The 22,678-nt window shown below is 40.5% G+C and carries 20 protein-coding genes; 14 read left to right on the top strand and 6 right to left on the bottom strand.

Going from position 1 to position 22,678, the window contains the following annotated elements:
* The first annotated feature begins 28 nt into the window (after positions 1-28).
* The 3 genes from J4N24_RS19225 (at position 29) to J4N24_RS19215 (ending at position 2,685) form a co-directional block, all read left to right on the top strand.
* Positions 29-784, top strand: coding sequence for a helix-turn-helix domain-containing protein (locus J4N24_RS19225; protein ID WP_207535352.1), 756 nt, complete (start codon positions 29-31; stop codon positions 782-784).
* Between the two features lie 25 nt (positions 785-809).
* Complete coding sequence (locus tag J4N24_RS19220; RefSeq protein ID WP_207535351.1) at positions 810-1,967, top strand: FAD-dependent oxidoreductase; 1,158 nt, start codon at positions 810-812, stop codon at positions 1,965-1,967.
* A 130-nt stretch (positions 1,968-2,097) separates the two neighbouring features.
* On the top strand, positions 2,098-2,685 hold the full coding sequence (locus J4N24_RS19215) for a pentapeptide repeat-containing protein (protein ID WP_207535350.1): 588 nt from the start codon (positions 2,098-2,100) through the stop codon (positions 2,683-2,685).
* Positions 2,686-2,835: 150 nt separating this feature from the next.
* On the opposite strand, the gene J4N24_RS19210 is transcribed toward J4N24_RS19215, so the two are convergent.
* Entirely contained in the window at positions 2,836-4,983 is a 2,148-nt protein-coding gene (locus tag J4N24_RS19210) for a GH92 family glycosyl hydrolase (protein WP_242691736.1), read from the bottom strand.
* A 114-nt stretch (positions 4,984-5,097) separates the two neighbouring features.
* On the bottom strand, positions 5,098-5,484 hold the full coding sequence (locus tag J4N24_RS19205) for a hypothetical protein (protein WP_207535349.1): 387 nt from the start codon (positions 5,482-5,484) through the stop codon (positions 5,098-5,100).
* Positions 5,485-5,821: 337 nt separating this feature from the next.
* On the opposite strand from J4N24_RS19205, the gene J4N24_RS19200 reads away from it, so the two are divergent.
* From J4N24_RS19200 to J4N24_RS19190, 3 genes are all read left to right on the top strand, one after another.
* Entirely contained in the window at positions 5,822-7,519 is a 1,698-nt protein-coding gene (locus J4N24_RS19200) for a GH39 family glycosyl hydrolase (protein WP_207535348.1), read from the top strand.
* A gap of 48 nt (positions 7,520-7,567) precedes the next feature.
* Positions 7,568-8,173 carry a helix-turn-helix domain-containing protein gene (locus tag J4N24_RS19195; protein ID WP_207535347.1) on the top strand — a complete coding sequence of 202 codons (606 nt, stop codon included), beginning with the start codon at positions 7,568-7,570 and terminating at the stop codon, positions 8,171-8,173.
* Positions 8,174-8,318: 145 nt separating this feature from the next.
* Positions 8,319-10,061: a PQQ-dependent sugar dehydrogenase gene (locus tag J4N24_RS19190; RefSeq protein WP_242691735.1), complete on the top strand. Its 1,743-nt coding sequence runs from the start codon at positions 8,319-8,321 to the stop codon at positions 10,059-10,061.
* Positions 10,062-10,352: 291 nt separating this feature from the next.
* Here J4N24_RS19190 and J4N24_RS19180 read toward each other — a convergent pair whose 3' ends face one another.
* On the bottom strand, positions 10,353-11,150 hold the full coding sequence (locus tag J4N24_RS19180) for an SDR family oxidoreductase (protein ID WP_207535346.1): 798 nt from the start codon (positions 11,148-11,150) through the stop codon (positions 10,353-10,355).
* Between the two features lie 130 nt (positions 11,151-11,280).
* On the opposite strand from J4N24_RS19180, the gene J4N24_RS19175 reads away from it, so the two are divergent.
* From J4N24_RS19175 to J4N24_RS19165, 3 genes are all read left to right on the top strand, one after another.
* A complete protein-coding gene (locus J4N24_RS19175) occupies positions 11,281-11,640 on the top strand; it encodes a winged helix-turn-helix transcriptional regulator (protein WP_207535345.1) in 360 nt (119 codons plus the stop codon).
* Positions 11,641-11,822: 182 nt separating this feature from the next.
* Positions 11,823-12,614 carry a 3-keto-disaccharide hydrolase gene (locus tag J4N24_RS19170; RefSeq protein WP_207535344.1) on the top strand — a complete coding sequence of 264 codons (792 nt, stop codon included), beginning with the start codon at positions 11,823-11,825 and terminating at the stop codon, positions 12,612-12,614.
* Between the two features lie 229 nt (positions 12,615-12,843).
* Entirely contained in the window at positions 12,844-13,311 is a 468-nt protein-coding gene (locus tag J4N24_RS19165) for a DUF6252 domain-containing protein (RefSeq protein WP_207535343.1), read from the top strand.
* A 149-nt stretch (positions 13,312-13,460) separates the two neighbouring features.
* On the opposite strand, the gene J4N24_RS19160 is transcribed toward J4N24_RS19165, so the two are convergent.
* Positions 13,461-14,054, bottom strand: coding sequence for a DUF3267 domain-containing protein (locus J4N24_RS19160; RefSeq protein WP_207535342.1), 594 nt, complete (start codon positions 14,052-14,054; stop codon positions 13,461-13,463).
* Positions 14,055-14,214: 160 nt separating this feature from the next.
* On the opposite strand from J4N24_RS19160, the gene J4N24_RS19155 reads away from it, so the two are divergent.
* The 3 genes from J4N24_RS19155 (at position 14,215) to J4N24_RS19145 (ending at position 17,712) form a co-directional block, all read left to right on the top strand.
* Positions 14,215-14,946 (top strand): Crp/Fnr family transcriptional regulator, encoded by a 732-nt coding sequence (locus J4N24_RS19155; protein ID WP_242691734.1) that lies wholly within the window; start codon positions 14,215-14,217, stop codon positions 14,944-14,946.
* A 112-nt stretch (positions 14,947-15,058) separates the two neighbouring features.
* A complete protein-coding gene (locus J4N24_RS19150) occupies positions 15,059-15,448 on the top strand; it encodes a RidA family protein (protein ID WP_207535341.1) in 390 nt (129 codons plus the stop codon).
* A gap of 149 nt (positions 15,449-15,597) precedes the next feature.
* Entirely contained in the window at positions 15,598-17,712 is a 2,115-nt protein-coding gene (locus J4N24_RS19145; RefSeq protein WP_207535340.1) for a glycoside hydrolase family 97 protein, read from the top strand.
* 313 nt (positions 17,713-18,025) lie between these two features.
* Here J4N24_RS19145 and J4N24_RS19140 read toward each other — a convergent pair whose 3' ends face one another.
* A complete protein-coding gene (locus tag J4N24_RS19140; RefSeq protein ID WP_207535339.1) occupies positions 18,026-19,336 on the bottom strand; it encodes a hypothetical protein in 1,311 nt (436 codons plus the stop codon).
* Between the two features lie 531 nt (positions 19,337-19,867).
* On the opposite strand from J4N24_RS19140, the gene J4N24_RS19135 reads away from it, so the two are divergent.
* Together J4N24_RS19135 and J4N24_RS19130 are read left to right on the top strand one after the other, a co-directional pair.
* Positions 19,868-20,641: a glycoside hydrolase family 11 protein gene (locus J4N24_RS19135; RefSeq protein WP_207535338.1), complete on the top strand. Its 774-nt coding sequence runs from the start codon at positions 19,868-19,870 to the stop codon at positions 20,639-20,641.
* Positions 20,642-20,777: 136 nt separating this feature from the next.
* Positions 20,778-21,611 (top strand): formylglycine-generating enzyme family protein, encoded by an 834-nt coding sequence (locus J4N24_RS19130; RefSeq protein ID WP_207535337.1) that lies wholly within the window; start codon positions 20,778-20,780, stop codon positions 21,609-21,611.
* A 164-nt stretch (positions 21,612-21,775) separates the two neighbouring features.
* On the opposite strand, the gene J4N24_RS19125 is transcribed toward J4N24_RS19130, so the two are convergent.
* A complete protein-coding gene (locus J4N24_RS19125; protein WP_207535336.1) occupies positions 21,776-22,672 on the bottom strand; it encodes an NmrA family NAD(P)-binding protein in 897 nt (298 codons plus the stop codon).
* Positions 22,673-22,678 lie beyond the last annotated feature (6 nt).

The raw sequence follows: 22,678 nt of genomic DNA, 5'->3' as shown, positions 1-22,678 counted from the left end.
TCTTCAAGAAGGATAATATCGAAAAGATATGGAGGATAATTTGTATTTTAAATCAACTAAGCCAGGAGAGTTTTTGGATGACTTCATCGAAAGTTTTTGGATGCTGGAGAATCGTTCAAAAAGAGATAAGGAAGTTTTTATCTTGCCTGATGGACGCATTGATCTAACCTTTTTTCAGTCAGCATCCCATCCTTTTCGTGCCATCCTTTCCGGTGTTGAAACTCGTGCAGATCAGGCAATACTGAGAGCCGGAACACGAATGTTTGCTATAAGTTTTAAACTACTGGCTATTGAATACATCCTCGCAAATCCGGTCTCTGATTTTCTGGATAGTGCTTTAGTGTTGCCAAATGGTTTCTGGGAATTCGCTCCGGGCGATCTGGAAGATTTTCAGCTTTTCACAAAAAAGGCAAAAGAAAAGGTCCTGACGCTGCTCCCAAATGAAATTGATCAGAGAAAGCAAAGGTTATTTGATCTCATTTATTCGTCAAACGGAACAATCACAGTCAAGGAGCTTTCAGAAAAAGTTTCCTGGAGCAGCCGGCAGATCAACCGCTATTTCAACGAACAATTTGGTCTTTCCTTAAAAGCATACTGTAATATTCTTCGTTTTCGGGCTTCCTTTCAACACATTAAAGAAGGAAAACTATTCCCCGAAAATAATTTCGCCGATCAGTCCCATTTCATCAAGGAAGTGAAAAAGTTGTCTGGTGTTTCTCCAAAGGAGCTTAAAAAAAATCTAAACGACCGATTTATACAATTTTCAACGCTCGCGGCTAAATAGTTTTGTGTTCTAAAAACACAAGAGTATGATTAAAAATAAGAAAATTGCGATCGTTGGAGGCGGACCTGGAGGCCTTACCTTAGCACGTCTTCTTCAACAAAAAGGCGCAGATGTAAAGGTATATGAACGTGATTTGGATAGAAATGCACGGGTGCAAGGTTCACCCTTAGATCTCCATGAAGAATCGGGATTAAAAGCGTTGAATGAAGCTGGCCTGCTTCAGGAGTTTAAGGACAATTATATGCCTGGAGCCGAACGGAAGAAGATCCTGAATGAAAGAGGAGAAGTGCTTTTCAGCGACCATGGAATTAAGTCCGAAGAAAACTTTGGAGATGAACATTTCCGCCCGGAAATAGACAGGGGAGTCTTAAGGAAATTACTATTGGATTCTTTAAAGCCCGAAACCCTGGAATGGAACAGCCATTTTTTAACAATGGAGAATCAGGGAGAGGGCTGGCTGCTTCACTTCAAAAATAAGGCGTCTGTTTATGCTGATATGGTAATAGGAGCAGATGGAGCCAACTCTAGGATCCGTCCTTTTATCACAGACATCCGTCCTGTTTATTCAGGAATAACAATGCTGGAAGGAAATATTTATAATGCAATACAATCGGCGCCCCAAATTTCGAACTTACTTAACGGGGGAAAGATCATGGCTTTTGGAAATAGTAAGGATATTCTGATGGGACAGAAAGCTAATGGAGAAATTGGTTTTTATGTCAGTTTCAAAGCAGAAGAGGGCTGGGCGGAAACTAGTGGACTAAACTTTTCAAACAGAGAAGCGGTGCTATATTGGTTTATAAAAGAATTTCCAGGTTGGGGTGAAAATTGGTATGAATTGTTCCGAAGTGCTGAGATGCCTTTCATCCCACGGCCGATTTATTGCATGCCTTCAGACCAAACCTGGGATACTCTTCCAAACCTGACTATGCTTGGAGATGCTGCTCATGTTATGCCACCTTTTGCCGGAGAAGGGGTTAATATGGCCATGTTAGATGCATTAGAATTGAGTGAAGCTTTGGTGGGAAACAATTTTGGCTCTTCACAAGAAGCTTTGTCAATGTACGAAAGGAACATGCGAAAAAGGGCTGCTTTAGCCGCCCGGGAATCTCTGGAAAACGGAGAAAGGATGCATTCCGCCACAGCCTTACAGACAATGTTAGACTTTTTTGTTTCACACTAGTATTGGCAGAGTTTGGGGTAATTCTTTATAGTCCTACCAGCTATTTCTCTGGCCTTTGAAATCTTTATCCATGTTACTAATTGTCCTTTTTCTAACTTTACATTGCAGTTTGTAAGAAAATTTAAGTTTGATGAAAGACGATAAAGGCGTGGTTTCCCACCAGGACAAGCAATTTGTAAACGTGAACTATGCAGAGAAGCGCCTCGAGAACAGAGAGTTTATTAATTGCGAGTTTGTATCCTGCGATTTCACTAAAAGTGATTTAAGGAATAACGACTTTGTTGATTGTACATTCAGGCAATGTAATTTTACACTGGCGTTGATTGACGGTGCCGGATTCAGGGATATAAGTTTTATAGGATGTAAAATTATGGGTGTAAACTTCAGCCGGTGCAATTCCTTTATGTTCTCTTTCACCTTCCAGGATTGTTATATGGATTATTCCAGCTTCTTAAAGACTAAACTCAGGAAAACTATTTTTAATAATTGCTCACTAAAAGAAGCGGAGTTTTCAGAAGCAGACCTTACTAATGCTGAATTTATAAATTCTGACCTTGCAGGTGCCATCTTCAGCAACACTAATCTTGAAAAATGCGACCTTCGTTCCGCCCGCAACTTCACCCTTGATCCTGCCAGTAATAAAATGAAAAAGGCAAAATTTTCTTCCGGTAACTTGGCTGGCCTTTTGACTAAGTATAATCTGGATATCGAGTATTAGAGCAATTCTACGTTTCAGTAAATGTACTTGTATTATTTACTTCAATAGCTGCCCCTGGAAAAAAGAGAGATACGCACTAGCGAGCAGCAAAAAAGAAAGCAGCAATAGTTAGATTGCCGCTTTCTTTTTTCTTTAGAATGAAAAAGAAAATTATTTCGTCGTGATTTTAATAATTCCTCCCTTTTTAAATAGATCATGGGAAACGAAGTATCCCTCATTTTTCTTTCCGTTAACTACAATTGACGTTAATGCCCTTCCTTTTCCAGGTTTTGAAATCATTAATGTTTTTCCGCTATTGGTCCTCCAGGTTACCTTGTCGAAAAGGGGAGCGGTAACAATGTACTTCGGATCGGTAGCCGAAAAAGGATAAAGACCTAAAGCGCTGAAAACATACCATGCCGACATCTCACCTGCGTCATCCATACCCGATAAGGTTATGCCATCTTTAATCCCATAAAGATTGTTCAAGATATAATCAAGCCTCTGCTGTGTCTTTTCTGGCTTCCCGATAAAAGTATAAGCGAAAGGGGCCTCGTGGTCAGGCTGATTTCCGTGACAGTACTGCCCAATCATTGTTTCCACATTTCTGGCGATATGATTTGGATTCCAGGGAAGTGTGAACAAAGAATCTAATTTAGATTCGAACCCTTTAGGCCCACCATATAAAGCAATTAATCCATCCATATCATGAGGTGCAAAGAATGAAACCTGCCAGGCATTTGCCTCCCTGTACATATATTCATAATAAGGGTATTGTGGATCGAAGTTTTTTATCCACTCGCCATTTTCCAGCCTTCCCCTCATAAACCGGGTTGAGGGATCGAACATATTTTTATAATTCTTAGACCTGGCCATCAAGATCCTGTAATTGGCTGTGTCTCCAAGTGCCTTAGCAATCTGGGCAACTGAATAATCATCATAAGAGTATTCCAGCGTCTTAGAAACACCGGCCTTCGCTTTGGTTTCTACATGAGGATTGACAACGTCAGGATCAGAGATATATCCCTTTTCGATATACTCTTTTACGTAAGGACGAGCTCCGGGGATATTAGCATTCTTTAACAAGATCTGGTAGGTCCCTTTAATATCGAAATTGTCAATCCCTCTTAAATAAGCGCCAGCTATCGAGGATGCTCCATGATCCCCGTGAAAAAAGGTTGGGATAAAGCCTGTTTTGTCTCCTACATCTTTCATGGATTTAATCACATCTAAGGTTACCTGAGGCGAAATAAGGCCAAGAAGTACATCTTTATTCCTGTAAGTATCCCAAAGAGAAGGTTCAGTGTAATAGTTGAAATCCGCTTTGACAACATTTCTTCTTGCATCCTTGTATTCGCCATTAATATCACTTCGAAGTGCGGGCCATAAAAATGAACGGTAAAGGCAGGAGTAGAACATGCGTTTTTGTTTATCGCTACCTCCTTCAACCTGGATAGAAGACAAAAGCATTTCCCATTGTTGATTGGCAGCTTGCCGGATTGTTTCAAAACTTTTGCTGCCTATTTCCTTTTCAAGGTTCTCTTTTGCGTTTTCTGCACTCACAAAAGATAAGCCGATTTTAAGTTCAACCGGTCCTTCAGCTTCGTCAGCAAGGTGCGCAATTGCATAACCCTCAGATCGTCCCTCATCCTTTACTTCAAGTTCTTTGATTTTCGTATTAAGCACAGCATAGAAGTAAACGTTCTCGCCATTTTGAAATCCCTGCACAGCATAATCTCCAATTTTTTTAATGTTCCATGAGGATACTCTGCTGTTTGCTTTTGCAAGATCAAAAAGTACCTGCTTGTTACGTTTGTTCTTAAACTCGTACTTGTGGTAGCCGCAACGGAGAGTAGAGGTTAAACTTACATTTACGTTATAATCATCAAGGTACACCTGGTAAAATCCCGGAGAAGCATTTTCCTTTTTGTGACTAAACCTGGATCCGAACTTGCTTCCTGGATTTGAAAGTGGAAGGATTGGGATATTACAGAGGTTCCAGTGTCCTTTGTTGGTATGTGCAAATCCTAGTATTACAGAATCTTCATATTCATACCCCGCCCCTGACCCGTATTCGGTTATGGGGCTTAACTGAACCATTGCATTTGGAAGAGAGCTCCCCGGAAATGTAAGTCCCGCCCACGACCGCCATCCATCTGGTAGTTCGTAACCAAGGATTTTGGGATCGGAAAGCGGGGCAGTTCCTACAAACGTGTTTACATACTTTGTAAGGTTAGTTTTAGGTTGCCCTTTTGATGACCATGGTATCACAAAGCAGGCAGTTAGCATTAAAAGGCCTTTCTTAATTAAATTCTCCATCTTAAAGTGTGGTTGCTAAAACGTTTAACTTAGAACTCAAAGGTGTGAAAAAAAATTAGATCTTGGTCTTTTTAGTAAATTTTTTCAAGTAACAGCTGCCCTCTGCTTGTCCACTTACTTCCTTTTCCTTACTTCCTCTTCCAGCATGTCATTATATTTTTTTGCAAGTTTATTGTACTGTTCCACCGCGTCATAATATTTATCTCTCCATTTATCACGGTCTTTAAGTAATTCAGTATAGGAGAGGTCATTTCCATATGATGGTTTATCCTCCATTAGATATTCAGAGATCTCCGGAATTTCATCCGAAAATGAATGGGCCAGGGCTTTGGAATACCTGGCCAGAATACTGAGGTCCAGATCATCATTTTTAATGTGAGTATAAAAGGCTGGGTAACTATATCCCGCCTTTTTAACTATGTCCCTTATACTCATAGTGCTTGTCTTCGCAGCTTTATGAAGCACCTTACCTCGAGAAATTTTACCTTTTTCTTTTTTCAATTCTATATCTATCTATGATAGAGACAATATCTATTCATGCAGTTATAGTTTAGGATTAATTTTTAGTTTATAAAAGTATAAAAATGTATATTGTTGATTATTTAAGTAAAGCATGATCTCCTGTAGTATTTAAACTCCGGAAGAATAGCAATGTAACTGAACAGTGACGGCCAGCAAGGATTGATCTTGCTTGATTCATTCGCCTGGCATCTTATTCAATTTAAAAAGACGAATAAAAATTTGCATTGTTGAATAAGATGTCTACCTTTATTCAACAATGTTGAATAGCTTTCAATAGGCTGACTGATTTATCAATAAACTAACCATCAATTCCTTTATGATTAAAAGACTTACCAAGGTTTTAGTATTCATAGCCATATTTTCGCTGACTAATAACATATATTGCCAGTCAATTGGTACCGCTTCAGCTTATATTAATGTCGACCTAAAAGAGAAAGTTGGTACCATGGACCCTGTTTGGGCTTGGTTCGGCTATGATGAGCCGAATTACACTTACATGAAAGACGGGAAGAAACTCTTGTCGGAAATTTCAAAATTAAGTCCTGTGCCTGTTTATGTAAGAACCCATAGTCTTCTGGTAACAGGAGATGGCAAGGCTGCATTGAAATGGGGATCTACAAACGCTTATACGGAAGATGCAAAGGGCAATCCTATTTACAACTGGACAATTATCGACAGTATTTTTGATACCTATATTAAAAGGGGGATGAAACCACTTGCCCAGATTGGTTTTATGCCCGAAGCGCTGTCGACTAATCCAACACCTTACAGGCACTATTGGAAGCCAGGAGACCCATATTCTGATATTATAACTGGGTGGGCATACCCACCTAAGGATTACGACAAATGGCGGGAGCTGGTATTTCAGTGGGTGAAGCATTCTATTGAACGGTATGGTCAAAAAGAAGTGGAGAGCTGGTACTGGGAAGTATGGAATGAGCCTAATGGCTTTTATTGGAAAGCCAGTATGGAAGAGTTCTTTAAGCTTTATGATTATGCAGCCGATGGTGTTAAAAAGGCGTTGCCAACAGCAAAGATCGGGGGAATAAATATTGCAGGCACAGGAGGAAAAAGCGGTATAGAATGGACAACTAAATTTGTAGAGCATTGCATTAATGGTACAAATTACGCAACCGGTAAAAAGGGTTCTCCCATAGACGCACTGCTGTTCCATGCTAAGGGAAGTCCCCGCTTAGCAAACGGAGTAGTAAGAATGAATATGTCTCCACAATTGAGGGACATAGAAGCTGGTTTCAAGATAGCAGCTGCCTACCCTCAAACGAAGAACTTGCCTCTAATTATTGGAGAGTCAGATCCTGAAGGTTGTGCCGCTTGTGGTATGGCTACCAATCCTGAAAATGCATACCGCAACGGCACTCTATATTCAAGTTACACTGCAGCAACTTTCGCCAGGAAATATTTGCTTGCCGACCAGTACAATGTTAATTTCTTAGGAGCCGTTTCCTGGTCATTTGAATTTGAAGATCAGCCCTGGTTTTATGGCTTCCGCGATCTGGCAACAAATGGAGTGGATAAGCCGGTGCTTAACGTTTTCAGAATGTTTGGAAAAATGAGCGGAGACCGGGTAAAAGTGACTGGCAACAGGATGTATTCACTAAAAACTGTGGTTGATTCAAGCATTCGCGGGGCTAAAACAGAAATTGGGGGATTAGCAGCTAAAGCATCTAAATCAGCTGCCGTAATGGTGTGGAATTACCACGATGAAGACAGGCAAGGCCCTGCCGAACCAGTTGATGTTTCTATTTCGGGAGTTCCGGCCAAATCAGCAAAGCTGGATATTTATCTTATTGATGACGAAAATAGTAATTCATATGAAGTTTGGAAGAAGATGGGTTCTCCGCAAAATCCTACTGCTGCACAAATTGCTGAGTTAGAAAAAGCAGGAAAATTAAAGTGTATACAAACAAAAAAGATAGCTATCAAATCGAACAATGCTCAGGTTCCGCTAAATCTAAAACGCCAGGCTGTGGCCCTGATAATGCTTGCCTGGTAACCATCCAAGAGTTAAAGAGCTTGTGCAACGATATTGAATTCTATAGTTTTGAGAAGAATAAATGATGTAACTACTAAAGTGAGCACTAAAACTGAAATGTTGAATGAGTCTGCCGCGGAAACACTGGAAGTTGGTGACAGGATCAGGATCTTAAGGATAACCCAGAAAAGAACTTTACAGGAAGTTGCCGATAGTTGCGGTCTATCCAAAAGCATGATCTCGAAGATCGAGAACAACCGGACCCTGCCTTCCGTAGCAACTCTAGTTAAGATTGCGCAAACCCTGGGAACTAATATTTCCAATCTCATGGAGCGGGATGGCTGGTCAAAAGCAATTGTCACTACCAGGCAGGAAGCGGAGGAGAAATTTGTTACAACTGAAAAAGGATATTCGATATTCCCTTACGCCTCAGCGTTTCATGGAAAAAAAATGCAGCCCTTTTTATTTGAAGCAATAAAAGGGAAAGTTATCCCACACCAGCTATCGCACGAGGGTGAGGAGTTTGTTTTTATTGTAGAAGGTTCCATGAGGATGCAGGTGGCAGAAACGGAATATATCCTTAAAACCGGAGACAGCTTGTATTTCAATTCCCTCCAGAAACACGGCATTATTCCTATCTCTGATAAGGTAATTTACATAGATATTTTTGTCTAAGCTAATCAGTGAATTTTTTTTACTACCCAATAATTGCCCTACTGTACCTATGAAAAGATCCAGGACTTCACTGACAGTATTTACGCTGTCAATGGAGCATCCTGGTAACCTTAACCATTCACTTCGCATTAAAAAAAATATTGAAATGAAATTTTTTAAAATATCAAAACTAGCCATTATTCTTTCCGCTGTTGTTTTCTCAGCGCCAAGCAATGCCCCTGCTCAAACAACCAATGCTGGCCTTACCCTACCAGGTAAATTCAAAGCAGAGATGTTGATCGACGGCTTAGGTGGTGCCCGCCATATTGCAGTTACACCAAACAATAAGATCTACGTGCGCTTATCCCGCTTAAGGGAAGGTAAGGGCACAGTTTTGCTCGGGGAAAAGGATAATAAGGCTACTGTTATTTCTCGCTTCGGTGATTTTGCAGGAACAGGGGTTTATTTAAAAAACGGCTACCTCTATACCTCGTCTAACAGCGAAGTTTTTCGCTACAAACTGAATGAGAACTTCGAGGTAGTTGATCCAGCTGCACCTGAAAAACTCGTTACCGGCTTGGTTGATCAAGGCACTCACGAAACGAAGTCAATTGTGGTAGACGATGCCGGGAACATGTATATTCCAATCGGTGCACCTTCAAACTCTTGCCAGGAAAAAGACAGGCAACAAGGATCGTTGGGTATTCAAGATTGTCCCTTACTCCAATCCAGCGGTGGAGTATGGCTTTTTAAATCTGATAAATTAAATCAAACCTACCAGGACGGCACGCGCTATGCCACGGGTTTAAGGAATGTTGTTGCTGTTGATTATAATAAGCAAACAAATGCATTGTATGTAATGCAGCATGGGCGAGATCAGTTGAATACGATCTTCCCTGATTTATATTCCGTGAAGGATAATGCAGAACTGCCTGCCGAATGCATGTACTCGTTAGCTCAGGGTGCCGATGCAGGCTGGCCCTTCATCTATTATGATCCGATGAAGAAGAAAAAGATGCTTGCTCCTGAATATGGTGGAGATGGTAAGAAGGAAGGATCTTCACAATACTTAGATCCTGTAGCCGCCTATCCCGCACATATGGCACCCAACGGCTTACTGTTTTATACAGGCAATCAGTTCCCGGAAAGATATAAGAACGGGGCCTTTATCGCTTTCCATGGGTCATGGAATCGTGCTCCGGAACCTCAAAAAGGTTTTTTTGTAGTGTTTCAGCCATTTAAAGATGGTAAGCCTTCCGGTGATTGGGAAGTATTTGCAGATGGCTTTGCCGGATCTCCTGAGAAAGCTGCTATTGGCCGGGCAGAGCGCAAACCCTGCGGCTTAGCCCAGGGGCCTGATGGTTCTTTATATATATCAGACGATGTAAAAGGGGCTATTTTTAAAATAAGTTATAATGCCAATGCTGTTGAATCAGCTATGGCCGCCAGCCTTAAGACCCCTGCAGTTGTTAAAGCCGGATCGTCGGGTGTTAAGCCTGTGCCAGCGAAATCCAGGGTAGTTAAGCCAGTTCCCGCTGCGGCGAAGAAACCTGTGGTTGCATCTAAGTCGACTGCCGTATCCAAATCAATAACAGCAGGCAAAGCGATTTATATGCAAAGCTGTGTAGCATGTCATCAGGTTGATGGGGGAGGGGTCCAGAATCTAAATCCTCCTTTAATTAAAACCAGCTATGTTTTAGGTTCCCCGCAAAGGTTAATTAACGTACTGTTGAAAGGTATGTCGCAACAGCCTGTAGATGGTGAGAGGTATAGCAATGCCATGCCTCCTTACAATTACCTGAGCGACAAACAAATTGCCGACGTTTTAACCTATGTCAGGAATAATTTCGGTAACAAGGCAAGCGCAATCACACCCGAGCAGGTGAAGTCCGTAAGAGCTAAAAAGTAGAAGATACAGGAGATGGTTTATTGGTCAGCTATTTCAAACTATCTCCTGATACCTAGATTAGTTTTAGCTACTTAAGTAGAAATATGAAATATTAAACGCAAAACCAACTTAAAGGAAGTTTCATTTGATCTTTTTAAATGGTCGATTGTACAATAATAAAGGTCTATTATCCTTGCATTTTTGTAACAACTTCTTGATATTGGTAACCACAAATAATTGTGATAAGGTTTAGGTTAGCCTGCGCTCCCATAGCGCAGGTATTTTTGTTTTTATGCTTACGTTAAATGAACCTTACTTCACCACAGGGAAATTACCTCCGTCAATGAAATAATTGGCACCCGTTATATAAGCAGCTTTTGGCGTTACAAGGAAATGAACTAATTCAGCTGTCTCTTCAGGCTTTGCCAATCTGCCCAGAGGTACACCGCCAACTCGCTTAAAGAGGTTTTGTGTCATCTCTTCTACGCTTATCGCCGCCTTCTGTGCCAAATCGCCCAGGAAGTTCGACATCGCCTCAGTATTAGTAAGACCCGGAGATATAGTTATCACCCTTACCCCTTGGGGCGCAACTTCATCAGAGAGAGCTTTGCTATAAGTATTTAGTGCAGCCTTTGCAGAACTATAAGCCATTGTTGATTCCCATATAGGAAATTGTCCACTAGTGGATGAAACATGTATGATCACCCCGTTTTTACGCTCTAGCATCCCTGGTAGTAATGCCCGGTCAAGCCTTACGGAAGATAACAGGTTAATCTGCAATGCCTGGTTCCAATCCTCGTCGTTCAGTGCGCTAAAGCCACCGCCCGGGAAAGTGTTTGCTCCCATATTGTTGATCAAAATGTCTATTTGGCCAAATTGTAAAGTGACATTATCCGCTAAGCTTTTAATATCTTCCGTCTGTGATAAGTCCGCTTTAATAAATTGGTAAGGGAGTACTGTACCATCAGGTTGATTTCGCGCTGTAACAATAACTGTGGCTCCTGATGCAGCTAATCTTGCTGCAATCGCTTTGCCTATGCCTTTTGTGCCACCAGTTACCAGTGCTATTTTACCGCTAAGCTCTTGACCGGTTTTTGTTTGCTCATCCATGTTCTTGAAATTTAATTTACTTTTGTTTCGCAAAGAAACTAAAGTACTTGCAGGCAATTTCAAATCCGCCCCGTATTCCTGGTTACCTTGTTGTAACTAAAGGCAATAAGTGGTAACATAAAGGTAACTAATGAGAAAAGTTCATCAGAACCCTGATAATTGTGCCGTAGTACGCACGATGGGTTATATAGGAGGTAAATGGAAACCAATTGTTCTGATCAGGATACTAACTGGTGTTAAAGTGAGATTTGGCAAACTAGCCGTACAGATGCCAGACATTTCACGCAAAATATTGGCTCAGCAATTACGGGAACTGGAAGAAGATGGCTTGATCATTCGCCATAGCTATATGGAAAAGCCTCCCCGTGTTGAGTATGAGCTCAGCGAACTGGGTAAAACTTTAATTCCAGTGTTAAAGGCGATGCATGATTGGGGTGCACAAATGGAAGATCCTGCAAAACGCTCAACCTGGGAACCTATTATTCCTTAGTACCTATTATTTGGCGATAAAGGCAAGAAAATATGCCCTCAGTTATTCGATTAACGAAGGAAGAATTCTAAAACGGATTTTCCTTATTCTTGTCAAACAAGTAAGAATATTTTGTTACTTTGGTTTCAATAATTGCCAGCTATACCTAGTAATCATAATTACAACCTCTAAAGTTGATGTTTATGCGAATCATTTGTTCTGCCATTGTCCTCCTGTTAATAGTAAACAGTTGCGCATCTGTTAAAACCTCAAAAAGAAACAATGAATGGAAAAAGCTCTTTAACGGAAAAGATATTAATGATTGGTTTGTAAAGATCCAGCATCACGAGGTAGGCGAGAATTTTGGCAATACCTTCCGGGCGGAAGATGGTATTATAAAAGTGCGCTATGATCAATACGGAGATTTCAACGATCAATTCGGCCATTTGTATTACAAAATACCTTATTCTTATTATCATCTTAAACTAGAGTACCGCTTCGTGGGAGAGCTGCAAAAAGGTGCACCAAGTTATACTTTGCGTAACAGTGGTGTAATGTTTCATTCCCAGGATCCGAGAACGATGCCTAAAGAACAAGACTGGCCCATCTCAATCGAATTTCAGTTTTTAGGCGGGTTGGGAGATGGCAAGCCTCGCCCCACAGGGAACATGTGTTCGCCTGGCACTAAAGTAGTTTATAATGGAGCACTTGACGAGCGCCACTGCATTGATTCCAAATCCAAAACCTACGATGGAGATCAATGGGTTAAAGCAGAGCTAATCGTTCTTGGCGACTCCCTAATTACCCATATCATTAACGGTGACACGGTTATGCAATATTCTAAGCCTCAAATAGGTGGAGGGGTAGTAAACCGTTTTGATCCCGCTATTAAACAAGACGGGAAGATGCTAAAGTCCGGCTTCATCGCTCTTCAAAGCGAAGGCCAGCCGATAGACTTTAGGAATATAGAACTTAAAGACTTGTCAAGGAAGTAAATACCAAACGTATATTTTGAGCTTCTAAATCAATCAACCTCTTACTTCGAATCAAACGGATAATGTTGAGCATAAGCAATAAGAAAGAAATTATCAATATTATAAATGACAGAAAAATCGCCATTCTCACCCGTTGATTTAGACTTCCCAAAACAAATTTAGCACTCAAATACACATTTGTGCCATTCCTGCTGCGGTTACTCCAATAGTTTTGCTTGTTAAAAATAAAATGAATACTAACCCCGTCCTAGTCCTTGCAATTTGCATTCTACCAACTTTAGCATCTTGTAGGAAAGATGATAAAGATAAGGTAAGTCCAATTTTTACGGCTAAAATTGACGGGATACTAATTACTAGTCCGTCTCCTCAAGTAGCCTCTTTCTATGTTTCTCCAAACAGTTTAGAGGTGCAGGGCCACCTAACCCCAACAACTGGAATTGCAATATCTATGGGAAATCCTCGTGTTGGCACTTTTGTCGTCGGGTCAGGAGAAATATATGTTTCTTATTGGCAGATTACAAATTTCGATGTTATTTACCTTGGGAAGTCAGGGATGATAAAAATTACAGAATGGTCTTCAAAACGACTCAGGGGCACTTTCGAATTTGTCGCCAATCGTTCCGAGGATTGGTCAGCACCAGTAGCAACCAAAGTAATCTCTGAAGGTAAGTTTGATATGGAGGTTAAAAAGTTTTAACTCCCAACTTTTTCAACATCTCCTGGTGCTAGGCATACTTTACAAGAGAAATATCAACTACAGTATTCTAAACCATCTTTAGAAATTGCTTACAAAAGGGAGGTCCGACCACTTATCTCATTGTCTAATTGATCATTGAATTCCGCAAATCATCCTGCAGAGGGCACGTTTTCGTAGATCAAACAACCAATCTTGCTGGGATGATCCTGAACAAGAAGAGATGCATTTTTCTTCCGCAAAAGGTTAATTATGGCAAAATCTCCGCCAGCGGCGAGGGTGAAGAATAAGCCGAAAGCAAATAATAGTAGGTTGCCAGTAAAGATTGAAACAATCAGAGGGAGAATACCCATAAGCAAGCCCGGCATTGCCGCACCAATAACGTAATTCTTAAGCACTAAGGGCTCGGTGCAATGACAGTACGGTGTCGCCGATTTCCATAGCACTCCAAATCTTATTGACCGAAGGCCTTGGCTCGCAAATCTTGACCATGTTATACCGTGGATTAACTCATGCACGACAACACCAACAAGCAGTGTAATGATCAGTGCGACTGTCCCCGTAGTACCATTCAAAACATCAGGAATAGCACCCTTCCAGGCTCCCTTTACAAAATGCCCCGGCCAGATCAGGTAAAAGGGAATTCCGAAAATAAAAATGGCAGGAAGGAAAAAAAGCAAGGCTTGTAGTTGAGCTTTAACCGCACTAATGGTCAGTTCTTCTTTATGATAGCTAGATAGGTCCATACTCAAATTTAAGAGTTAAATTTTTCCGCACCCCTGAAAAACGAAAAAAGGTTGGTCCCATTGCTATGGAACCAACCTTTATATCAACCTCACAAACCTCAATATTCCTCTACACTAATCTCTTGCACGTTATATGGTTGTGTACGGTGTTTAATCTCAAATGGTTACCAATATTTTACTTAATCAATTGCAGCCGCACTCCATGCCTTGTAAGTGGCGCAAACGGCTCTCGGAAAAGATAGCTCCCGGTGGTCAATTCGAAACGATTATTCCGACAAATTGTAATTTTGAAAAAATTATCCCTGTTATACCCGGTCAATCTTATTTCATGCTCGAAGTTTTAAGAAAGCACATAGAGAAAATAGTAAAGCTTACAGACGAGGAGTTTGCCTTTGTTGAATCTTTATTTGATGTTAAAACCTTTAAAAAGGGAGAGTACCTGTTTCAAGTGGGCGAAAAAGTCAAGTACTGCTATTTTGTGGTTTCGGGACTGCTAAAGCTGGTTTATGATGACGAGGACGGGAATAGGCACATTGTCGCTTTTGCGATGGAAGACTGGTGGGAGAGCGATTTCTCCGCCTACTATAATCAAAGCCCTGCAACCATGTCCTTACAATGTATGGAGGACACTAAAGTGCTATGCCTTTCAATTGTTAACTATAAAGTGCTTCTTTCAAGTTTACAGAAGATAGAGCATTTTTTGCTGCAGAAGGCCAATTCGGGTCATATAGGTGCCCAGCAAAGAATCCTGTCATTTCTGACCTCAAGTGCAAAAGGTCGTTACGAACAACTTATTAAAAAGTACCCTTCCTTATTGCAACGAGTACCAAAAAGTCAATTAGCCTCTTATCTCGGAGTATCGCGAGAAACACTAAGCAGACTGTCGCAATAGGTAGATTTGAAATTGTGATGTTTGTCACGCTTGAGAACTATTTCTTCAACTCATTTTTGTCGGTAACAAAGTGATTAACAGCCGCTGTTACGGCGGCAAAATGAATTGAAAAATGGAAAAAAGAATAATCAATCCCTGGCAATGGCAGAATGAACGCAGTTATGTACAAGCTGTTGAAGTAAAGAATGTCGAAAGTACCTTATACGTTTCTGGACAAACGGCGATAAGTGCGGATGGAATATCCAGCGATAAAGACATGAAGTCACAATTGATCGAGGCGATCCAAAACCTTGAAAGGGTAGTTTCCGAAGCCGGTTATGAGTGCCGTAACATCGTGAGGTTAAATATCTATACAACCGCAACTTCTGAATTATGGCCTCATTTCAATATTCTGCAGGACTGGATAGCGCAACATAAGTTACAACAAGCCACCACGCTTTTAGAAGTTAAAAGCCTCTTCGAAACATTGAAAGTCGAACTTGAAGCTACCGCAGTTAAGTAAAGAGCAGCATCGCTGCTTACCTGGTCGTAGGGTCACCCTACGACTTTTTGTTTCCTCTTCACAACTCCTTTTCCAGCCATCACCGTTCTTTAATACCAGCGTTTATCTTATATTCACACACTGAATTATAAACTTTATTTTTTTCAACCATGCGTAAAATGCTGCTAATAGTCAGCCTTTGCTTACTAACCCTGGTTTTAAAAGCTCAGGTCTTACTTTCACCAGATAAGAACCTTACTTGTAAGTTCGAATTAAGGGAAGGCGTGCCTTATTACCAGTTAAGTTATAAAAATAAAACTGTTTTAAAACCAGGGAAGCTGGGTCTCGAGCTTAAGAACGATAAGAGATCTTTGCTGAATGGTTTTGAGGTAACTTCCGTTAAAACTTCAACCTTCGATGAGATCTGGAAGCCCGTTTGGGGTGAAGTAAAAAGCATTCGTAATCACTACAACGAATTAGCTGTAACACTGGATCAAAAAGAAACAAACAGACAAGTAATTATCCGATTCCGCTTATTTAATGATGGACTGGGTTTCCGTTACGAATTTCCTGCGCAAAAGAATCTGAACTATTTCATTGTTAAAGAAGAGCGAACCCAATTTGCCATGCCTGGCGATCTTACAGTATGGTGGATACCCGGAGATTACGACACCCAGGAGTATGATTATACGAAGTCAAAGTTGTCGGAGATCAGAGGTTTGATGACGAAGTCTATTACCGACAACCTTTCTCAAACTTCCTTTTCACCAACCGGAGTTCAAACATCCCTGATGTTAAAATCGAACGATGGCTTGTATATTAACCTTCACGAGGCTGCTCTGATCAATTATGCCTGTATGCATCTCAATCTGGATGATAAGAACATGGTGTTTGAATCCTGGTTAACTCCCGATGCCAAAGGCGACAAGGGTTATCTGCAAGCACCTTGCACCAGTCCATGGAGAACGGTTATTGTAAGTGATGATGCGCGTAATATCCTTTCTTCCAAACTCACCCTGAATTTGAATGAACCTTCAAAGATCGAAGACACCTCTTGGATAAAACCCGTTAAATACGTTGGGGTATGGTGGGAGATGATCACCGGTAAGAGTTCCTGGTCGTACACCAATGAATACCCTTCTGTACAGCTGGGAAAAACAGATTTTTCTAAAGCAAAACCGAATGGCACTCATGCCGCAACAACCGCTAATGTTAAAAGACACATTGATTTTGCTGCTGCTAACGGTTTTGATGGGGTGTTGGTGGAAGGCTGGAATATCGGTTGGGAAGACTGGTTTGGAAATTCAAAGGATTACGTGTTTGATTTCGTTACTCCCTATCCCGATTTCGATGTGAAGGAAATAAGGGATTACGCTAAATCTAAAGGCGTTAAAATGATCATGCACCATGAAACTTCAAGCTCCGTTCGTAACTACGAGCGGCATCTGGATACGGCCTACAAGTTTATGAAAGCTAATGGCTACGATGCTGTAAAAAGTGGTTACGTGGGTCCTATCCTTCCGCGTGGAGAGAATCATTACAGTCAATGGATAGTGAACCATTACCAATACGCTATTGAGAAAGCAGCAGATTACAAGATAATGGTAAATGCACACGAGGCAATTCGCCCGACTGGCATTTGCCGTACTTATCCTAACCTGATAGGAAACGAAGCTGCAAGGGGGACCGAGTATCAGGCTTTTGGAGGATCGAAACCAAATCACGTTGCAGTACTGCCATTTACCCGTTTAATTGGTGGGCCTATGGATTATACACCAGGTATCTTTGAGATGGACATCAGTAAGCTAAATCCAAATAATAAATCTCATGTAAACAGTACCCTGACCAATCAGCTGGCTTTATATCTCACTATGTATAGTCCCCTGCAAATGGCCGCCGACCTTCCTGAGAATTACAACCGTTTCCCGGATGCCTTTCAATTTATAAAAGATGTAGCAGTTGACTGGGACGACAGTAAATACCTGGAAGCAGAGCCTGGGCAAAATATCACGGTGGCACGTAAAGCTAAAGGAAGCGGTAAATGGTTTTTAGGAAGCGTAGGAGGAGAGGAGTCGCGTACCTCTAATATTTCTTTAAGCTTCTTAGACCCTGGAAAGAAATACATCGCAACCATTTATGCTGATGCTAACAATGCCCACTATAAAACCAATCCCCAGGCCTATACTATCCAAAAAGTAGAGGTTAACAATAAATCTAAGCTTTCCCAATTCGTGGCTCCAGGAGGAGGCTATGCAATATCGTTCTTAGAAGCAGGAAAAAAATAATAGCAGGAACAAGAATCTTTTATACAGTACCCCACAAATATGCACCACCACCTAGTCGTAGGGTCTCCCTACGACTTTTAAGCATTCTTTCGCTCCAATTTCGAAATCACTCCTATCTCACGTTCATTTTTTAGCGTTGTTCATGACACATGAACATTGAAGAAAGATGAAGAAGATCTAAATCGACTAACAGGCTGCCTTTGCGTAAGTTTGCAGTATTATAATGCAGCCAGGGCTCAATGGGGAACGCCTTTGCTGACATCCTAAAATATAATACACCCTTATTAAACTTAAAGGACAGAAGTATTGCATATTAGCATTTTAAATACCCTGAATCGTTTACTCTCAAATTAAACTCCTGAAGAAGAATCTTCTCGCAGATCTCTTTAATTTCTGATAATTCTTTAGTATCCACATCTTTTTCAAGGAATTTTAAAAGATATTTATCAAAACAAACTTCGTGAGACATTTTATTTGTGCATGCGAGCTGAATATCTGTTGTAAAGTCTTGAAAATTAAAAGTATGATAGATGTTCCATCTTACTAAATAGAAGGTACCATGGCAACTTCTTTTTAGAATATTTACCCTATCACCCGTGGCGGTTCTCATCTCAATCAGAAAGTAATCCTCAAGCACAAGTTGTAAAATATGAGCATAGAAAAACGGATTAAAATGAACTTCCTCCTTAGCATTAACTTCCGTTGCAAAAGCCTTAGTTACCTCAATCATTCGGCTATTTACATCCAAGGGATAATTATTGAAGTCAATCAAGGGTATATCTCGTAGAAACATTCCCAATTTTCTGAATGATGTGTACATCGTATCATAGATCTCAGTCCTTACACTTTGACTTAACCCTACTTCTTTTATAGCCCGGCTTAAGCTAGCAGGTTCAACTGCGTTGTAAAGGGATGAAAGGATGGCTGTTCGGCGCGGATTAAAAATGATTTTTGCAGATAGGATGAAATTAAGAAATGCGAACAGCTTAAATTTATTATCAGAGGTAAAAAATTGGCTGAGATCTATGGAGCAGTTATCAATTAACTTGTTAAGGGATTGAATTGCCAGTTTGTAATGCTTATCTTCTCGATCAATGAAAGTTTTATCACGGATGGATTGAAGGAAAGTTTCTATTTTGGTCCTGAATTCTTCCGCTTCTAAAGAGCTTTTCCCTTTAATCGTTTTGGTTTTCTTTAATGGGGCGCCTAAAGCCAACAAGTAAGCTACAATATCTCGCTCTGATACTTCATTAGTCTTGCACTGCAGAAGAAGGCTTTTTTTGGTACGTGTACCTAAGTTGTAAAAAGAGTCGCGGAAGAATCGGTTAAAGAGAACTTTTTTATACACGTTCAGGGATTCGTATATCTCCCAGGGTGTCTTCAAGGTGTTCATTTCGATTTCATCCCTGTACTCTCGATACAATGATCTCAATTCTTTTTCTGATATTCTACTCCATCCTTTACCCCACCAACCATGCCTATTCTCCTTACAGTAATCCATAATTTTGCCAAGAGAGGTAAGTAATTGTTTTCTGCAATTTGTAGTGGTGCCGAATGTCAGGTTGTGTTTCTTAGCCAATTCATCTAATGTAATTGCAGCGAAGGCATTAAGGTTGTTGTTCAAGTTTTAAGGTTTTTTAGTTAATAAATTAATGGTAAGCCGAGAAGCCATAGCGTAAAATTAGTGCCTGAAGAGGAATTAAAAATGATTAATATCACTGGCGGAGCAGATAATTTAACAACAGCTACTATTCCTGTGCCTTGCCATTAGAATGTTTAGCATGTTCAATTGACGAAGCTGAAAAGCCTTCAACAGAAAAAGAAATAGTTTTGATCGACTACCGCAATCAATAATAGGGGCTGTCCATTTACCCGTTCATTCCGTCAAATTTAAATCCCTTCAGGTATTCGAAAGTCTTCTTTAAATAGGTAGTCGCATCATTTAAATATAAATAAGACTGGCTTGAAGCGTGTCATTATCTTACGTTATAAAAGCAAAGCCCCCATTCAAATAGCACAAATGTTTTAAGATTTGAACTCCAATTACCTGATATTTAACAATTGTGTTGGACATTTTTATCACTATTTTATTCAAAGTTTCCCTTGCAGTGATTTGATTTTTAATTACTTGCGGCTACTAACTAATTATACTTAAATGAAAAAACAAATCTCTCTTACGGGAGTAATCGGGAAGATTACTTTCGGGGTGGCAATTGTTCTATTTGCTTCAAGTTCAACAATGCTAACAGGATGTAAAAAAGAAAGTCAGCCGGCTCCTGCAGCTGAAGAAGCTGTAAGAAATTCTTCAAAAGGTGGCGACGCTACTGTTCAGTCTTTCCAATCAGGTACAAACAATGGTTATTACTGGTCTCTTTGGAAGAGTGATGGAGCAACAGGCACTTGTACTTACACCAATGGCTCAGGCGGTAACTACTCGGTTTCCTGGAACAACTTTAACGGTAACTTCACTTGTGGTAAAGGTTGGAGCACCGGATCACGTACAAGAGTAGTGGGTTACAATTGCGGAGCCTTTACGCTTAACAACGGAGGCGGATCTTTTGCTTATTACGGATGGACAAGAAGTCCGCTTATTGAGTATTACGTAAATGAAAAGTGGGGAGCTACCAGGCCTGCCTCAAGTGATCGTAGAGGATCTGTTTCTTCAGATGGCGGTACCTATGATATTTATACTGCTATACGTACTAATGCCCCTTCTATTGATGGTACACAAACTTTTCGTCAGGTTTTCAGTACCCGTACTGCTCAGGCCCCAACCGGACAAAATCGTTCAATTACTTTTGCTAACCATGTTAATGCATGGTCACGTGTTGGTTTAGGTCTTGGAAGCGACATTTCTCCCGCAGCAATTTTGCTTTCAGAAGCTTATGGTACAAGCTCCAACGGATATGTAAACGCTTCAGTTTGGTAGTTTAATAGCCCCAAAAAGAAAAGCTTATTATAGCCGGTTGGTGTTTTACCATCCGGCTTGCTTGTTATTTAGCGACGGTTAATCATTTCGAAGGGGATAATTAGGTAAAGCAATTCATTGGTTTTAAAAATAATTAATGACAAAATTTCTACTGGTATCATTAGCCGCCATTTTTCTCGTAGGAGCATGCAAGGATAAAGATGGGTCTGAAGATTCAGATTTGGTATTCGTAAAGGGCGGTAACTTTATAAATACAAAATCAAATCTTTACGGCAAAACTTCTTTACCTGATTTCTATATAGGGGCCCATGAAGTAACGCAGAAAGAGTGGGTTGATATCATGGGGACCAATCCCTCAACATTTAAAGGCGACAGTTTGCCTGTAGAAAGCGTAAGCTGGTACGATTGTATAGAGTATTGCAATAAAAGGAGTATAAAAGAAGGTTTGAGTCCTTATTATATTTTAAATAAGGATATCAAGGATACCCTTAATAAGAGCGAGTTCGATACGTTGAAGTTTAGGGTAAGAGTAAATACTGATGCTAATGGATACCGTCTTCCATCAGAAGCCGAATGGGAATATGCCGCCAGTGGTGGCCAGAAAAGTAAAAGTTATAAATATAGTGGAAGTAACCATATTAATGACGTTGCCTGGTATTGGAAAAATTCAGGTGAAAAGGTTTTAACAGGATCCTGGATCTGGGCAGAAATAGAAAATAATCATGGGAAAACCAGAGCCGTAGGCAGAAAAAAACCTAATGAGCTCGGGCTCTACGATATGTCGGGAAATGTACGCGAATGGTGCGAGGATTGGTTTCAGGATTATGAAATTCCCCTCGGTCAAGTGCGCTCACAAAGGGGTGGAGGTTGGATGGGAGCAGAACCTCGCTGCGAATTCTATAATCGTCACAGCTTTGAAGCAAGCGGCAAAGGGCCTGACCAGGGATTTCGTATCTGTAAAGGATTATAGAAAGTTCTTTATCAGTACCACACCTTCCTTGTGGTATGCTAATGCCTGGCTTTATAGATAGTTAATTAATACACATTAAAAACAAGAAAGGCCAGAATATCCTTTTAATCCTGGCCTTTTCGCCATTTATATTGGTCTAAACAAAATAATCAATTGCCTGATCTTTATTCTTTATTGTAAAATGGCAAATATACCTCGTTTACGAAATCCTCCACTGTTGTACTTGTAGTAGTCGAATCATCTCTTTTTTGATAATTCATAAAGCCACTCTTAATAGCTGTTCCCATTTCGAGAAGATTATCAACGAAATCTTCAGAAAAACCGTTGCCCAAAAATGTTTGCTTCACCTGTTCTACTGGTAATTGTACGTAGGGCAGTTCATCCTTACCTATTGCTTTACCAATAATGCTGGTAAATTCTCTATAAGTATAATCACGGGGGCCCATTACTGCATGAACATTTTTGCCATCGAAGTCAAGTGTTGCTAAATGTTTAGCTGCAATTTCTGCAACATCCCGGGTGGCTACCATAGGTATCGCATGATCTCCATCTGCAACGGTGCCATTAATTCCCATTTTTTTAACTAGACCAATTGTTCTAAGAAAGTTTTCCATGAAGTAGGCAGATCGGATGTGTAATACATTTACGTCATTCAATTGATTCAAACGCACTTCTTGTTCTCCGGTTCCGCCCATTATACCATTACCTTCATGCATGTGAGAACCAAGGCTACTCATATTAACGATGTGTTTAATGCCTGAGCTTTCGATGGCTTTAATTAAGATACCTGTTACCTGTCGTTGGTAGGCCCTTGTATTCTCAGCCTTTACGTTGTCTGGTAAAAGAATAAAAGCACTGTCAGCATTTTTAAACGCATTGGTTAGGGTATCTACGTCGGTGATATCCCCGGCAATGGTTTCCGCGCCTAGATGCTTAAGTTTTTCTACTTTATTAAGGTCCCTTACGATCAATGTTACCTGATGGCCCTCTTTTAGCAGGATTTCTGAAATTTTACTTCCCACTGTTCCTGTGGCTCCGAGAATTACTATGTTCTTTTTCATTTTTTT

The organism is Desertivirga arenae, from assembly GCF_017355785.1.
Classification (GTDB): domain Bacteria; phylum Bacteroidota; class Bacteroidia; order Sphingobacteriales; family Sphingobacteriaceae; genus Desertivirga; species Desertivirga arenae.
This window is presented reverse-complemented; position numbering and strand designations above follow the sequence as displayed.

What these genes read in the sequence shown, in the direction of transcription:
- J4N24_RS19225 (WP_207535352.1), top strand. Translation starts at nt 29, where the DNA reads ATGGAGGATAATTTGTATTTTAAATCAACTAAGCCAGGAGAGTTTTTG.
- J4N24_RS19220 (WP_207535351.1), top strand. Translation starts at nt 810, where the DNA reads ATGATTAAAAATAAGAAAATTGCGATCGTTGGAGGCGGACCTGGAGGC.
- J4N24_RS19215 (WP_207535350.1), top strand. Translation starts at nt 2,098, where the DNA reads ATGAAAGACGATAAAGGCGTGGTTTCCCACCAGGACAAGCAATTTGTA.
- J4N24_RS19210 (WP_242691736.1), bottom strand. Translation starts at nt 4,983, where the DNA reads ATGGAGAATTTAATTAAGAAAGGCCTTTTAATGCTAACTGCCTGCTTT.
- J4N24_RS19200 (WP_207535348.1), top strand. Translation starts at nt 5,822, where the DNA reads ATGATTAAAAGACTTACCAAGGTTTTAGTATTCATAGCCATATTTTCG.
- J4N24_RS19190 (WP_242691735.1), top strand. Translation starts at nt 8,319, where the DNA reads ATGAAATTTTTTAAAATATCAAAACTAGCCATTATTCTTTCCGCTGTT.
- J4N24_RS19180 (WP_207535346.1), bottom strand. Translation starts at nt 11,150, where the DNA reads ATGGATGAGCAAACAAAAACCGGTCAAGAGCTTAGCGGTAAAATAGCA.
- J4N24_RS19175 (WP_207535345.1), top strand. Translation starts at nt 11,281, where the DNA reads ATGAGAAAAGTTCATCAGAACCCTGATAATTGTGCCGTAGTACGCACG.
- J4N24_RS19170 (WP_207535344.1), top strand. Translation starts at nt 11,823, where the DNA reads ATGCGAATCATTTGTTCTGCCATTGTCCTCCTGTTAATAGTAAACAGT.
- J4N24_RS19165 (WP_207535343.1), top strand. Translation starts at nt 12,844, where the DNA reads ATGAATACTAACCCCGTCCTAGTCCTTGCAATTTGCATTCTACCAACT.
- J4N24_RS19160 (WP_207535342.1), bottom strand. Translation starts at nt 14,054, where the DNA reads ATGGACCTATCTAGCTATCATAAAGAAGAACTGACCATTAGTGCGGTT.
- J4N24_RS19155 (WP_242691734.1), top strand. Translation starts at nt 14,215, where the DNA reads ATGGTTACCAATATTTTACTTAATCAATTGCAGCCGCACTCCATGCCT.
- J4N24_RS19150 (WP_207535341.1), top strand. Translation starts at nt 15,059, where the DNA reads ATGGAAAAAAGAATAATCAATCCCTGGCAATGGCAGAATGAACGCAGT.
- J4N24_RS19145 (WP_207535340.1), top strand. Translation starts at nt 15,598, where the DNA reads ATGCGTAAAATGCTGCTAATAGTCAGCCTTTGCTTACTAACCCTGGTT.
- J4N24_RS19135 (WP_207535338.1), top strand. Translation starts at nt 19,868, where the DNA reads ATGAAAAAACAAATCTCTCTTACGGGAGTAATCGGGAAGATTACTTTC.
- J4N24_RS19130 (WP_207535337.1), top strand. Translation starts at nt 20,778, where the DNA reads ATGACAAAATTTCTACTGGTATCATTAGCCGCCATTTTTCTCGTAGGA.
- J4N24_RS19125 (WP_207535336.1), bottom strand. Translation starts at nt 22,672, where the DNA reads ATGAAAAAGAACATAGTAATTCTCGGAGCCACAGGAACAGTGGGAAGT.